Annotated in this window: 13 protein-coding genes; 3 read left to right on the top strand and 10 right to left on the bottom strand. The window is 61.9% G+C overall.

Translation table 11 applies throughout. The annotated features are described in order from the left end of the window. The first annotated feature begins 437 nt into the window (after positions 1-437). Together BC360_RS20705 and BC360_RS20700 are read left to right on the top strand one after the other, a co-directional pair. Entirely contained in the window at positions 438-2,075 is a 1,638-nt protein-coding gene (locus BC360_RS20705) for an acetolactate synthase large subunit (RefSeq protein ID WP_065796730.1), read from the top strand. A 289-nt stretch (positions 2,076-2,364) separates the two neighbouring features. After that, a complete protein-coding gene (locus BC360_RS20700) occupies positions 2,365-2,610 on the top strand; it encodes a helix-turn-helix domain-containing protein (protein WP_065796729.1) in 246 nt (81 codons plus the stop codon). A gap of 180 nt (positions 2,611-2,790) precedes the next feature. Here BC360_RS20700 and BC360_RS20695 read toward each other — a convergent pair whose 3' ends face one another. Next, the gene (locus BC360_RS20695; protein ID WP_065796728.1) at positions 2,791-3,660 is read right to left on the bottom strand and encodes a LysR family transcriptional regulator; all 870 of its coding nucleotides are present in this window, start codon (positions 3,658-3,660) and stop codon (positions 2,791-2,793) included. A 93-nt stretch (positions 3,661-3,753) separates the two neighbouring features. Between BC360_RS20695 and BC360_RS20690 the strand changes: the two genes are divergently transcribed. Then, positions 3,754-4,167, top strand: a complete 414-nt coding sequence (locus tag BC360_RS20690; RefSeq protein ID WP_065785270.1) for a VOC family protein — start codon at positions 3,754-3,756, stop codon at positions 4,165-4,167. Here BC360_RS20690 and BC360_RS20685 read toward each other — a convergent pair. From BC360_RS20685 to BC360_RS20640, 9 genes are all read right to left on the bottom strand, one after another. Continuing rightward, positions 4,127-4,450, bottom strand: coding sequence for a hypothetical protein (locus BC360_RS20685; protein ID WP_139110124.1), 324 nt, complete (start codon positions 4,448-4,450; stop codon positions 4,127-4,129). The two genes, BC360_RS20690 and BC360_RS20685, sit on opposite strands and share 41 nt — an antisense overlap. A 67-nt stretch (positions 4,451-4,517) precedes the next feature. Next, on the bottom strand, positions 4,518-5,267 hold the full coding sequence (locus BC360_RS20680; protein WP_065796726.1) for a 2OG-Fe(II) oxygenase: 750 nt from the start codon (positions 5,265-5,267) through the stop codon (positions 4,518-4,520). Positions 5,268-5,314: 47 nt separating this feature from the next. Beyond that, positions 5,315-5,962: a DNA oxidative demethylase AlkB gene (alkB, locus tag BC360_RS20675; protein WP_065796725.1), complete on the bottom strand. Its 648-nt coding sequence runs from the start codon at positions 5,960-5,962 to the stop codon at positions 5,315-5,317. Next, positions 5,959-6,609, bottom strand: a complete 651-nt coding sequence (locus BC360_RS20670; RefSeq protein WP_065796724.1) for a hypothetical protein — start codon at positions 6,607-6,609, stop codon at positions 5,959-5,961. The genes alkB and BC360_RS20670 overlap by 4 nt, the downstream gene beginning before the upstream one ends. Before the next feature lie 374 nt (positions 6,610-6,983). Beyond that, the gene (locus BC360_RS20660) at positions 6,984-7,955 is read right to left on the bottom strand and encodes an ABC transporter ATP-binding protein (RefSeq protein ID WP_065796722.1); all 972 of its coding nucleotides are present in this window, start codon (positions 7,953-7,955) and stop codon (positions 6,984-6,986) included. Further along, a complete protein-coding gene (locus BC360_RS20655; protein ID WP_065796721.1) occupies positions 7,945-8,925 on the bottom strand; it encodes an ABC transporter ATP-binding protein in 981 nt (326 codons plus the stop codon). Before BC360_RS20655 ends, BC360_RS20660 begins: the two co-directional genes overlap by 11 nt. Continuing rightward, positions 8,922-9,743 (bottom strand): ABC transporter permease, encoded by an 822-nt coding sequence (locus BC360_RS20650; RefSeq protein ID WP_065796720.1) that lies wholly within the window; start codon positions 9,741-9,743, stop codon positions 8,922-8,924. Before BC360_RS20650 ends, BC360_RS20655 begins: the two co-directional genes overlap by 4 nt. A 4-nt stretch (positions 9,744-9,747) precedes the next feature. Continuing rightward, positions 9,748-10,683 (bottom strand): ABC transporter permease, encoded by a 936-nt coding sequence (locus tag BC360_RS20645; RefSeq protein ID WP_065785262.1) that lies wholly within the window; start codon positions 10,681-10,683, stop codon positions 9,748-9,750. Positions 10,684-10,883: 200 nt separating this feature from the next. Then, positions 10,884-12,482, bottom strand: coding sequence for an ABC transporter substrate-binding protein (locus tag BC360_RS20640; RefSeq protein ID WP_083222662.1), 1,599 nt, complete (start codon positions 12,480-12,482; stop codon positions 10,884-10,886). Between the last annotated feature and the right edge of the window lie 40 nt (positions 12,483-12,522).

The raw sequence follows: 12,522 nt of genomic DNA, 5'->3' as shown, positions 1-12,522 counted from the left end.
TTATAGACCCCCATCCTCACAGACGTCAACAGACAATTTCAAAAAACCGACAAGATCGAACAACACCTTGAAAATAAACAACAAATTCAAACGGAAGTTATCAACAGGGCGGAATGCACAAAAGTACCCGCGCCAAAGTGCCCGGTTTCCGGGATTCTCGCAGCAATCGAAGCGAAATCGCCACCCGATGAAACCGAACCAGCATTTTCAAAACCGATGACGCACGATTTCTCGCCGGGCTGCGGGCTCGCCGGTGACCTCCCGTCCAGCCTCAACGCCACGCGAAATGCGGTTGCGTCTGCAATCGAGGACGATACTGTTCGGTGGCGGCAATCTCGATCTCCCGCCTCATGCAATCATCGGGCTAACGATCAAGAGCACAATGCATTGCCTCACGAACGATACGCACCGCCACGCTCGCTGAAAGGGTTCGCAAGATGATGAAGGGTTCCGACGTTCTGGTCGCGGCATTGGAGAACGAGGGGGTCGATTGCATCTTCGGCGTGCCCGGAGAAGAGAACCTGCATGTCGTGGAGTCGCTGCGCAAATCCCGCATCAAGCTCGTTTTGACCCGGCACGAACAGGCCGCCGCCTTCACGGCCGCGACGCATGGGCGCCTCACCGGCAAGCCGGGCGTCTGCATCGCCACACTCGGCCCCGGCGCCCTCAATTTTTCGACCGGCGCCGCCTATGCCAATCTCGGTGCCATGCCGATGATCCTGATCACGGGGCAGAAGCCGATCAAGACGGCGCGTCAGGCGCGCTTCCAGATCGTCGATGTCGTTGCCTCCATGCGGCCATTGACCAAGATGACGCGCCAGATCGTCAGCGTCGGCAGCATTCCCGCCGCCGTTCGCGATGCCTTTCGCGTGGCGATGGAAGAGCGGCCGGGCGCCGTGCATCTGGAACTGCCGGAGGACGTCGCCGGCGAGACCATCGAACAGGCGCCGATCATTCCCGTTCATCCGCTCGACCGGCCGGTGGCGCCGGCCGCAGCCATCGACCGGGCCGTCGAGATCATCCTTGCCGCCAGGCGGCCGCTGATCATGATCGGTGCGGCCGGCAGCCGCCCCCGGCTTGTCGACGCGCTATCGTCCTTCGTTCGTCGCATGCGCATCCCCTTCTTCAACACCCAGATGGGCAAGGGCGCGGTTAACGGCGGCTCCAACCTCTATGTCGGCACGGCCGCCCTTTCCGAGCGCGACTATGTGCATGACGCCATCGATCAGGCGGACCTGATCATTTCCGTCGGTCACGACACGGTCGAAAAGCCGCCCTTCCTGATGCGCAGCGAAGGCGGGCCGAAGGTCCTGCATATCGGCTACAGTTCGGCCAATGTCGAACAGGTCTACCACCCCGACGCGGAAGTGATCGGCGACATCGGCACGACGGTGACCGCACTTGCCGACCGGCTCGGCGGCAAGCTCGACCCCGAACCGCTGCTGCTCGGCCTGCGCCAGACCATCCTCGACAAGCTCAACGAAGGCGCCGAGGAGAACCGGTTTCCGATCACGCCGCAGCGCATCGTCCATGACGTGCGCAAGGTGATGCCGGAAGACAGCGTCGTCTGCCTCGATAACGGCATGTACAAGATCTGGTTTGCCCGGCACTACCGCACCCATGTCGCCAACACGCTGTTGCTCGACAATGCGCTGGCCACCATGGGCGCCGGCCTGCCCTCCGCCATGATGGCGGCGATGCTCTATCCCGAGCGCCGCGTCATGGCCGTCTGCGGAGACGGCGGCTTCATGATGAACTCCCAGGAGATGGAAACCGCCGTTCGCCTCGGGCTCAACCTCGTCGTCGTCATCCTGAACGACAGTGCCTATGGCATGATCCGCTGGAAGCAGGCCGTCGATGATTTCCCGGATTTCGGCCTGACATTCGGCAATCCGGATTTCGTGCGATACGCGCAAGCTTATGGCGCGAAGGGCTCGCGAGTCACGAGCGCGGACGCGCTGGTGCCGACCCTGGAAGCCGCCTTTACCGGCGGCGGCGTGCATCTTGTCGATGTGCCGGTCGACTATTCCGAAAACACGCGCGTGCTGGTCGACGAACTGCGGACGCGCTCGTAAGTCCGTTTTCGCCAGTTGAGCAAGAAGGGTCGCAGCCGTCACCTTCCATATCGGCGATCGGCTTGTGCGAAACGTCTAACAGGACGGCGTGACCACCATCTCACCATGGACCCATGTGTTGCCAATCGAGACGGCCCCACGACCGCGATTGCCAACAAGCCTTGCGCTGCCATCTTTTGGACTTATATTGCACTGCACTCGGCCCCGTTTTCTGGCCGGGTTTTTCACGGCTGCAAGCCGCCTTCACGCGATAAGCCTCGCTTTTTGCGCACAACCGAAGGATCACTTCATGACTGTTTCAATAAACAATCTTGATGCCTCCACCACCGCCGCTTCGGCCCATTTCGATATCGGCGACGCCGTCAGGCGCTCCCGCCAGGCCGTCGGCTACAGCGTCGACGAACTTGCGCTCACCTGCGGGCTGACCGACGCCGAAATCACCAACATCGAGCTTGGCGCCGACGCCGATCCCGGCAAACTCCAGCGGATTGCCGCCGCACTTCAGTTGCCCGTCACCACCTTCCTGCTCAGCTAGGCGCAGCGGTCGTCGCACTCGTACGAGATGCAATTCCGACACGGCGCCTTGCCTACAGCGCTGCGCGTCTATTTAGACGCGCAAAGGTCGCTGTAACACTTTGAGTTGCTGCCGTTCGGCCCCTCCCGGCACCGGGCGGGGATCCCGCAAACGCGACAATTCTCTTGGGGCCGGCGCCACTCAGCCGGTAAACTCCTGCGATAGAATCTCTTTCAATAGCGCAAGCGGCGTCGGCCGACTTGGCACGCTCTGGTGCAGGAAGACGATCCGGCGTTCATAGGCAGCAGCGTCAGGCACCTCGGTCAAGTGAAACCCTTCGCGTCGCAGGCCCTGCCAGGCCGGCACGACCGAGTTTCCCATGCCATTGGCAACGAGCATGGCGATAGTCTCCAGCGCATCCATGTCGCAACGAATGTCCGGATCAAGCCCGGCATCGGCGAGATACTGCTGGGAAAGCCGCCCACCCCACGATCCCGGATCGTAGCGGATGAACGGCGCCTGCCGGATCCGCTCGGGGATGCGGCCAGGACCCGTCGCATCCCTGCTGATGAAAACAAGCGGTTCGCGGCGAATGACATGTGCCGTCAATCCCTTCGGCAACGCGAATGGCGGCTCGACCAACACGGCCGCATCGAGCTCGCCTGAGAACAACTGTTCGTAGAGCTGCAACGACGAGCCGGGACAGAGCACCAGCTTCAGGCTCGGCGCCCGACGGGAGAGTTCGTCCAGAACCTCCGGGAAAATGCCCGTCAATGCTGTCGAGATCGCCCCGATTTTCAACTCAGCGGCAAGCCCGCCACCGGCAACGTCATATCTCAGGTTTTCGGCTTCCCGGATCAGCAGGCGCGCCCGCGGCAACAGCGAGAGGCAAGCCTCTGTCGGCTGGACCGAATGCGCGCCGCGGGCGAGCAGAACGCATCCAAGAGCGCGTTCGAGCGATTGAACGCGCTGGCTGATGGCGGCGGGCGTCAACTTCTCCCGTCGCGCAGCCGCCGCGATAGACCCCGTTTCCACTGTGGCAACCAGGCTTTGCAGGAAACGAATATCCAATATGAATCCTTATTCTCAGCGAAAGAATTACATAGTTTTTCTTAGCCTCTCAAGACGATATCCCTGTGTCAATCAAAGACATGGGGGTTACACATGAAGTCGCTTTTCCATCTCGCCTATCACGTTAGGGATCTCGACGACGCCCGCAGGTTTTACGGCGACGTGCTTGGCTGTGAGGAAGGACGCAGCACGGACACTTGGGTCGATTTCGATTTCTTCGGCCATCAGCTGTCGCTGCATCTCGGCGAGCCTTTCGAAGTCACGCGCACCGGCAAGGTCGGCAACCACCTCGTGCTGATGCCGCATCTGGGCGTGGTGCTGCGCCTTGCCGATTGGTTCGCGCTGGCCAAACGTCTCGAACAGAAAGGCGTGCGCTTCGATATCCCGCCGGTCGTGCGTTTCGAGGGCGAACCCGGCGAGCAGCGCACGATGTTCTTCCTCGATCCGAGCGGCAATCCCATCGAGGTCAAGGGGTTTGCCGATTTCGACAGCCTGTTTGCACGCTGACACAGGAGCCGGACGTCAGGAAGCCGATCGCTTTGGTGGTGAGATAGACAACCGGATAGGAGCGGTTCCCGGCGTCGTACTTCGGCGGCAGATAGACGGTATGTTCGACATCCTTGCCGAGAATTCTGCTGGGCATCTTTTGCCCTTCGAGCACCATACCCGCATCCGCCGCCCAGGAACTGACCAAGGAAACAACCACGAGCAAGCCGGCAAGAATGGTCGTTTTGAACGTCGAATTCCTCCTGTCTGCTTGCCTGGCAAATAGGAGGAGGGTCGTTGTCAAATACGCAGCCTCGCCTGAGAGCGAGGGGCATTTACCGCGCGCCACGAAAATGCCGATGCGAACCGCACTATCTTGCGTCGTGAAAGATGATGCCGACCGTGTGACGCAGGCCTGATCGAACACGGCTGACCCCGTGGCGAAGGTTGACACGATAATTGCCCTTCGTCCCCTGGACCGGCCGGTTGTGAACGGCAAAGGCCACGGCGTCGCCCTGGCGAAGGGGAACGACTTCGGCCCGGCTTTGCATGCGCGGACGCTGCTCCGTCAGCACGAATTCTCCGCCCGTGAAATCCTGTCCCGGTTCGGAAAGAAGGATCGCAACCTGGATCGGAAAGGCAAGATCGCCATAGAGATCCTGATGCAGGCAATTGAAATCTCCGGGCACATATTGCAGCAGCAACGGTGTCGGCCGGGTCTGGCCCGCATCGTGGCATTGCCGCAGGAACTCCGCGTGCTCGGTCGGGTACCATCCCTCGATTCCCATCCGGCCGTTCCATTCATTGGCAATTTCGGCAAGGCGGTGATAGAGCGCGGTGCGAAGACCGCCAAGCAGGCGCGGCAGCGGATATTTGAAGTACCGATATTCCCCCCTTCCAAAACCATGCCGGGCCATGTGGATATGGCTGCGGAAATGCTCTTCCTCCTGATAGAGCGCCGAAATCTGTCGGCACTCCTCCTCCGACAGAAGCTTTTCCATGACCGCGCAGCCGTAGCCGTTCAAATCGTCGAAAATCGCCGGCCAATCGTAAGCTGCGACACGCGTCGCTCCGGCTTGTCCCACGGGGTCTGGAAGTCCGATTGAAACACGTGGATCCATAGAATTGCCTCCTTGGCGATGAGTGTAGGCTTGCGATCAATGGTCCCTTAAAGGGCACCCCGGAAGGTGAGGTTGATGCGCATCCGGCCAAGGGTCTCGTGTTCGCCGTCCTTCAACTCGGTTACCCCGTGATAAAAGAAGCGCGAGGGCCCACCCCAGACCGCGACATCGCCGTGACGCAGCGCGTATTTGCGAACCGGGTCGGTGCGGTTCAGTCCGCCAAACTGGAATGTGGCGGGAAGGCCGAGCGAAACCGAGACGATGGGGTGCGAAAAATCGCGCTCGTCCTTGTCCTGGTGAAGCGAAAGCCGCGCGCCGGGTTCATACCGGTTGATCAGGCAGGCATCGGGTCTGAAATCCGGATAGCCTGCCTCCGTTGCCGCGGTGATCGCAAGATCGAGGAAGGACGACGGCAGCGCGGGCCATGGCTTGCCGGTCTCCGGGTCGAGCCTGTCATAGCGATACCCGTTCCGGTCCGTGACCCATCCGGCGGTCCCGCAATTGGTCATCGCGACGGACATCGTGTAGCCGCCCGGCGTCACCATATGCCGGAACGGCGCCTCAGCGATGATCGATCCCAGCGCCGGCAGGATCTGACCCTCGAGCGGCTGCGCGAAGCCGCGAAGCAGTATCGCCCCTTCGGCCATGCTCTCGCGCGACGGTTCGATGGCAAGCTTGGCGAAAAGGTCGCTCATAATGTCGATCCGGTGAGAAAACTGGCGATGTCGGGATGAATGACCGGACGGTAGCCCGCCCGAAGGGCATTGACGGTCGAGGGCGGCGTCAGCATCCCGTCGGCGGTGACGCCCGCTTCCGGCCCGAGGTAGCCCGCCTCGGTCCAGCGAAAACAGCGTCCGGATGCAATCGTGTAGGCCGAGTCGGATGCCACCACCATCGTTCCATCAGGCAGTTCGGCGAGCGGCGACGACAGCGGATGAATTCGCTTTCGTCCGCCCGAAAGTCTCTCGCTGTGGAGCACCGCATCAAGCTCGCGGGCCGAAGGCGACGCTCTGGCGCCGTCGGTCCAGGCGGCCCTGAAAGAAAGCGCGGCCTCCCGCCGGCAGAAGAAGCAGGGGCGGTGCCCCGCCGCCAGCGCCACGGCCTCGTCGAGAAAGAAAAGCTCGGTCCAGCTTCGGCCGGCCATGACGTCGCGTCGGCGATCGCCGTAATCGCAGGTGCAGATCAGCCACGCCTTGGACGTCCACCGCCTTCTCGACAGGGTTTTCGTCTCGGGGTCGTGGATGATGCCGCGGTTGCCGGTGAACAGACCGCGCTGCGCGATGGCGACAATGTCACCGAAGGGAGTGACGCGATTCTGAAGGGGGCGGCGGTCGATGTTCATGTCGGAAGAGTTCCCCGGATCGCGTTGCATCCGAAAACGAAGCCATTGAGCAACCGGACCACGCCGGAGCGCAACGCACCACGTGATCGTAGTGACGACTACCGCGCTAACGAGTGGCAGCATCAGACAAGCTTCGCCGAGAAGGCGGAGCTCCGCCACCCGTTTCCTGCGTGCGATGTGGCGCGCGGCCGAGCAGGCCTCGGTCACACGAATAGCCTCGGGACCATAAGCTCTCCGTCGAAGCCGGTCTCCACAGCAATCTTCGTCGACGACCTTCTCGACGGTCGTCCCGGTGAAGTGCATTTGCGGCCCATCGCCGCCGGCAGGGGGAACACGGTCAGCCCGGCGGAGTAACCTTCACCTCGAAAACCGGCTCAGCCGCGCGCGATCAGACGGACGCTGTGATCGTCCCTCAGCCCAACCAATTGCGAGGAGGGCGGCAGACTGTAGACATCGTGCTTTCCGAATTCCCTGGGATAGTAGTCGTAGCCCGGCGGCGGTTCCGGTGTTTCGCGCGTATCCACCGGGCTTTGGCCGGTCAGTTCGGTGACGGGGTCGAGGATGGCCCCGATCAGGCGCCGCGTATAGGGATGCTGCGGTTCGGTGAAAACGCGATCCCAGCTGCCGGTCTCGACGATCTGGCCGAAATACATCACCGCCACACGGTCGCTCATGTGTTCGACCACGCTCAGGTCATGGCTGATCATGATGTAGGACAGATCCAGCTGTCCCTTGAGCTCCAGCAGAAGGTTGATGATCTGGGCGCGGATGGAGACATCGAGCGCCGACACCGGCTCGTCCAGCACCACGACCTTTGGGTTGAGGATGAGTGCGCGGGCAATGCCGATGCGCTGGCGCTGGCCGCCGGAAAACTCATGCGGGAAGCGCTTGGCTTGCTCCGGCTTCAATCCGACCATCTGCATCATGTTTTCGATGCGGCGCGCGATCTCCTTGCGGTCGGAGACTCCATGCAGCCGGAGCGGCGCTGCCAGCGATGTATAGATCGTCTGGCGGGGATTGAGCGACGCGTAGGGGTCCTGGAACACCATCTGCGCCATGCCGGCGCGCTCGAGCCGGGACGGCCGCGCCTTGCCGGTGATCGATCGTCCCTCGAAAAAGATCTCGCCCTCGGTCGGCTCCTGAAGGCCGAGGATCGAAAGCGCAAGCGTCGACTTGCCGCAACCGGATTCGCCGACGATCGACAGGCACTCTCCCCGGTTCAGCGTCAGGCTCAGATCGTTCACCGCACGCAAAGTGCGCCTCGAGCGACCGAAGATGCCGTTGCGCACCGGGAAGTGCACGCTCAGATTATCGACCCTGACCAATGGTTCGTTCTTATCGCTCATGGTTGAAACACTTCACGAAGCCGTCATGGCTGAGGCCGGTTGGCGGTGGAATTTCGGCGGTACAGATGGACGTTGCCTTGTGGCAACGCGGCTGAAAGCGACAGCCCGGCGAAAAGCTGGCGATGGAGGGAACCGTGCCCTCGATTTCCTGCAGGCGCTTTCGCCCCTCCTGCCGGCGCGAACCCAGGTGCGGCAGCGATCTGAGCAGACCGTCGGTGTAGGGATGGGCCGGATCGAGGAACAGGTCGGCGACCGGCCGCTCCTCGACCAGGCGCCCGGCATACATGATGCCCACCCTGTTGCACATGTTGGCAATCACGCCCAGATCGTGACTGATCATCAGGACGGACGTGCCACGCGCGGCGCAAAGCTCCTTGACGAGTTTGAGGATCTCGGCCTGCACCGTGACATCGAGCGCCGTGGTCGGCTCGTCGGCGATCAGCAGGTCCGGATTGCAGGCGAGCGCGATGGCGATCATCACCCGCTGCCGCATGCCGCCGGACATTTGGTGCGGATAGTTCCTCACCCGCTCTTCCGGCGCCGGAACCTGCACGTTGCCAAGTGCCTCGATCGCCAGCTTTTCGGCTTCCTTCCAGGTCGCGCCCTTGTGCAGGACAAACATCTCGGCGATCTGGCGGCCGACCGGAGACAAGGGGTTGAGCGCGGTCATCGGCTCCTGGAAGATCATGGCGATGCGCTCGCCCCGAAGCCGACGCAGGTCGCGCTTCGAAAGTTCTCGCAGGTCCCGGCCGTCGAACTGCAACGAACCGCCGGTAACGGCGAGCGGTTTACGCAACAGGCCGATGACCGAAAGCGCGGTAATGCTCTTGCCGCAGCCCGATTCACCCACCAGACCATAGGCTTCGCCGCGCCTGATCGAGAAGGACACGTTGTCGACGACGTTGTGGCTCGCCTTGCCCGATACGATATCGAGGCGGAGGTCCCTGACATCCAGCAAATTGTCCGTCATAGCTGCCGTGCCCTCATATGCGGGTCCAACCAGTCGCGCAGGCCGTCGCCGAAAAGATTAAGCCCGAGAACCGTGACGAAGATCGCCAGGCCCGGAAAGATCGCCGCCCACGGGGCAATGACGATGAGCTCACGCGCATCCGTCAGCATGTTTCCCCAGCTCGGGAATGGCGGCTTGATGCCGAGGCCAAGATAGGAAAGTGCTGCCTCCGCAAGGATCGCATCGCCCATGCCCAGCGTTCCGATCACCAGGATCGGGCCGATCATGTTGGGCAGGATCTGCGTGATCATGATGCGGATATCGCCATAGCCGAGCGTCTTGGCCGCCTGCACATAGCCTTGCTTCTTCAAGGACAGCGCCGAGCTTCGGGCGATGCGACAGGTCCATGACCAGTTGGTGAGCCCGAGCGCGATCAAGAGGCTGACGAGGCCGGGGCCGAGGATCGCCATGATGGCGAGCGCGAAGATCAGGCTCGGGATCGCCAACATCAGGTTGGTGAGCCCGGTGACGAAATCGTCCCACCAGCCGCCGAAATAGCCGGCCGAAATGCCGAGTGCCAGGCCGATCAGCGTATTGATCACCTGCGAGCCGATACCGACGGCAAGCGAGATGCGAGCGCCATAGAGAATGCGGCTGAGGACGTCGCGCCCTTGCGCATCGGTTCCGAACCAGAACTGCGCGTCCGGCGGCAGTTCCGCATTCATCAGGTCGGCGTCGAGCACCGGATCGGTCGGCGCTATCAAGGGTGCCAGCAGCGCCGCGGCGATGATGACGATACAGATGACGCCACCGATGAGGAGATTGAGCCGTATTCTCATGGATCTATCCGTGGCTGATGCGCGGATCGATGACCGCGTAAAGAATATCGACGATGGTGTTGATGAGCAGGAACCAGAGAACGATGACGAGGATCGCACCCTGAACCACGGGAATGTCGCGCAGACTGACGCTGTCGACCAGCAGAGACCCCAGGCCCGGCCACGAGAACAGCTTCTCGACGACGACCGCCTGCCCCATCATCGAGCCGAACTGCAGGCCGATGGTGGTGATGATCAGCACCAGCACGTTGCGCACGACATGCCATGTGACGAGGCGAAAGCCGTTCATGCCCTTGGCGCGGGCGGTCCGGATGAAATCGGCGTTCATCACGTCGAGCACCGCGGCGCGCGTCGTGCGCGCCAACAGCGCCATCGGCGCAATGCCGAGCGTCAAGGCCGGCAGGATGAGGTTGATCGGTCCGCCTTCACCGTAGCCGAAGCTCGGCAGCCAGCCGAGTGTCAGCGCAAACAGATACATGCCAAGTAGTCCGAGCCAGAACTGCGGCAGCGACAGGCCCGAGATCGCGCCGATCATGGTCAGCGTGTCGATGACGCTGCCCGGCTTCAACGCGGCGATGAAGCCGAGTGGCACCCCGACGAACATCGCGATCGCCATCGCCGCGAACGCCAGCTTCAAGGTCGGCCACATGCGCTCGCCGATCAGATGGACCACCGGCTGGCGGCTGCGGAACGAGGTTCCGAGATCGAACCTGGCGAGATCGGACAGATACGCGCCGAACCGCACGTAAAGCGGTTGGTCGAGGCCGAACTCCCGCGTCATCTTCTCGACGATCTTCGGGTCGCCGCCGCCCTTGCCATTGGCCGTCAGGCTGGTGGCGATGCTGCCCGGCACGACGCTGAAGATCACAAAGATCAACAGCGATATCGCGATGACAGTCGGGATCACCTGCAAAATGCGGCGCACGACGAACTGAAGCATTCATTTCCCCCTCGTCGCCCATCAACGGATGCGCCGGCGATAGCCCCCCGCACCCGCCAATGACCGATAACACCAGTCTGGCCCGATCATTCCGGCGGACCGTCACATCGTAAGTCTTGCCTTACGTTGGCGACAGCAATGCACGCCAGATACCAACGGAAAAGCCCCGACATCGCACGGGCGACGCCGGGGCGCTTTCATCAACGTCCGGCTGGAACCGTTTCGTCCACCCAGAGCTTCTCATAGGACTGGATCGCCAGTTCGGCAGAGTTCGGCTGCAACCCGTGCAGCCAGGGCTGGTAGGCCATCACCGCCTTGTTGTAGTTGAAGAACCAGACCGGTGCTTCTTCCTGAACAAGGTTGTTTGCCTTGCGCAGCAAGTCGTTCTTTTCCTCGTCGGTCTTGGCGACCTTGGCCGCTTCGAACAGCTTGTCGAAATCGGCATTGGCGAACTTCTGGTAGTTGCACGCCGCCTGGGACGTCTTGGAGTAGAAGCACTGCATCGCCGTCAATGCATCAGGGCCGCTTTCCGAGGACCACATGAACGACTGGAAATCGCCAGCCGGCACGACTTCCGAGAGCACCGAAGCCTCGACCGGCTTTGCCTTTACGCGGATGCCGACCTTTTCCAGCATCGGGATGATCGCCTCGACGATCGTCAGGCCCCAGCTCTCATTCTGCGTCGCCGTCAGTTCGACATCGAAGCCGTCGGCATAGCCGGCCTCGATGAGCAGTGCCTTCGCCTTTTCCGGATCGTAGGCATAGGGCTGGGCGTCCTGGTCATAGGCCGGCGACGACGTCGGCAGCCAGCCGCTCGCCCGGTAGGCCTTGTCCTTCGCCAGCCGCTTGATGATCAGGTCGGCGTTGATCGCATAGTTGAACGCCTGGCGAACGCGCTTGTCCTTGAACGGCTCGAAATCGAGATTGAAGCCGACATAGCGCGTATAGACTTCGGCGACCTCGAGCAGCCCCTTGGACAGCTCCGGATCGGCCTGATAGGCGACGTACTGCGACGGCCCGAGGACGGAGACGTCGACCTCCTTGTTGCGGAACGCAACGTCACGCGCCGAGGCATCGCCCATGATCAGGATGTTGATCTTGTCGGCGTAGGGCTTGTCCTTCTCGTAGTACTTCTCCCATTTCTCGACCGTCAGGCGCGAGCCGGGCACATACTCGGCAAACTTGTAGGGCCCGAGGCCGATCGGATGGCTCTGGAAGCTTTCCTTGTCGGCTTCGCCGGCGGGATAGATCGCCGTGTTGTTGCGCATGAACAGGAAGGCCGGATCAACTGGATCCGTCAGCGTCACTTCCAGCGTGAAATCGTCGACCTTCTTCAGGCCCGAAATCGCCTCGGCCTTGCCGGCCATGTAGTCGGCGCCGCCCTTGATGTTGGCGATGTAGCGCGAGGGTGGATAGGCCTTGGCCGGATCGGCCATGCGGGTGAAGCTCGAGACGATGTCGTCGGCCGTCATCTGCTTGCCGTTGTGGAAATAGGCGTCCTGGCGCAGCTTATAGGTATAGACCAGCTTGTCGGCGGAGATGCCGACATCGGTCGCAAGCGCCAGCACCGGCACGTTCTTGTCCGCGTCCCAGTCATAAAGGGTGCGGTGGATCGCCTTGGCGTAGAATTCGTCCTGCGTCTGCGGCGACGCCTGGATGTCGAGCGTCGAGAAGCTGTCGCCATAGGGCGCCACGAAGTTGACCGTTCCGCCCGCCCGCGGCGTATCGGCCGCCTGGACAGACGCTACGCCCGCCAGCAGCGCTGCCGTCAATGTCGAAAGCAATGCTATTTTCTTCATCATTCCGGTATTCCTCCCCACTTGTTGTTCTGCGTATGGA

Origin of the sequence: Ensifer sp. LC163 (assembly GCF_001695855.1) — a bacterium.
Classification (GTDB): domain Bacteria; phylum Pseudomonadota; class Alphaproteobacteria; order Rhizobiales; family Rhizobiaceae; genus Ensifer.
This window is presented reverse-complemented; position numbering and strand designations above follow the sequence as displayed.

Coding starts and splice junctions, on each gene's coding strand:
- BC360_RS20650 (WP_065796720.1), bottom strand. CDS start 9,743: ATGAGAATACGGCTCAATCTCCTCATCGGTGGCGTCATCTGTATCGTC.
- BC360_RS20705 (WP_065796730.1), top strand. CDS start 438: ATGATGAAGGGTTCCGACGTTCTGGTCGCGGCATTGGAGAACGAGGGG.
- alkB (WP_065796725.1), bottom strand. CDS start 5,962: ATGAGCGACCTTTTCGCCAAGCTTGCCATCGAACCGTCGCGCGAGAGC.
- BC360_RS20700 (WP_065796729.1), top strand. CDS start 2,365: ATGACTGTTTCAATAAACAATCTTGATGCCTCCACCACCGCCGCTTCG.
- BC360_RS20645 (WP_065785262.1), bottom strand. CDS start 10,683: ATGCTTCAGTTCGTCGTGCGCCGCATTTTGCAGGTGATCCCGACTGTC.
- BC360_RS20660 (WP_065796722.1), bottom strand. CDS start 7,955: ATGAGCGATAAGAACGAACCATTGGTCAGGGTCGATAATCTGAGCGTG.
- BC360_RS20680 (WP_065796726.1), bottom strand. CDS start 5,267: ATGGATCCACGTGTTTCAATCGGACTTCCAGACCCCGTGGGACAAGCC.
- BC360_RS20640 (WP_083222662.1), bottom strand. CDS start 12,482: ATGAAGAAAATAGCATTGCTTTCGACATTGACGGCAGCGCTGCTGGCG.
- BC360_RS20690 (WP_065785270.1), top strand. CDS start 3,754: ATGAAGTCGCTTTTCCATCTCGCCTATCACGTTAGGGATCTCGACGAC.
- BC360_RS20655 (WP_065796721.1), bottom strand. CDS start 8,925: ATGACGGACAATTTGCTGGATGTCAGGGACCTCCGCCTCGATATCGTA.
- BC360_RS20670 (WP_065796724.1), bottom strand. CDS start 6,609: ATGAACATCGACCGCCGCCCCCTTCAGAATCGCGTCACTCCCTTCGGT.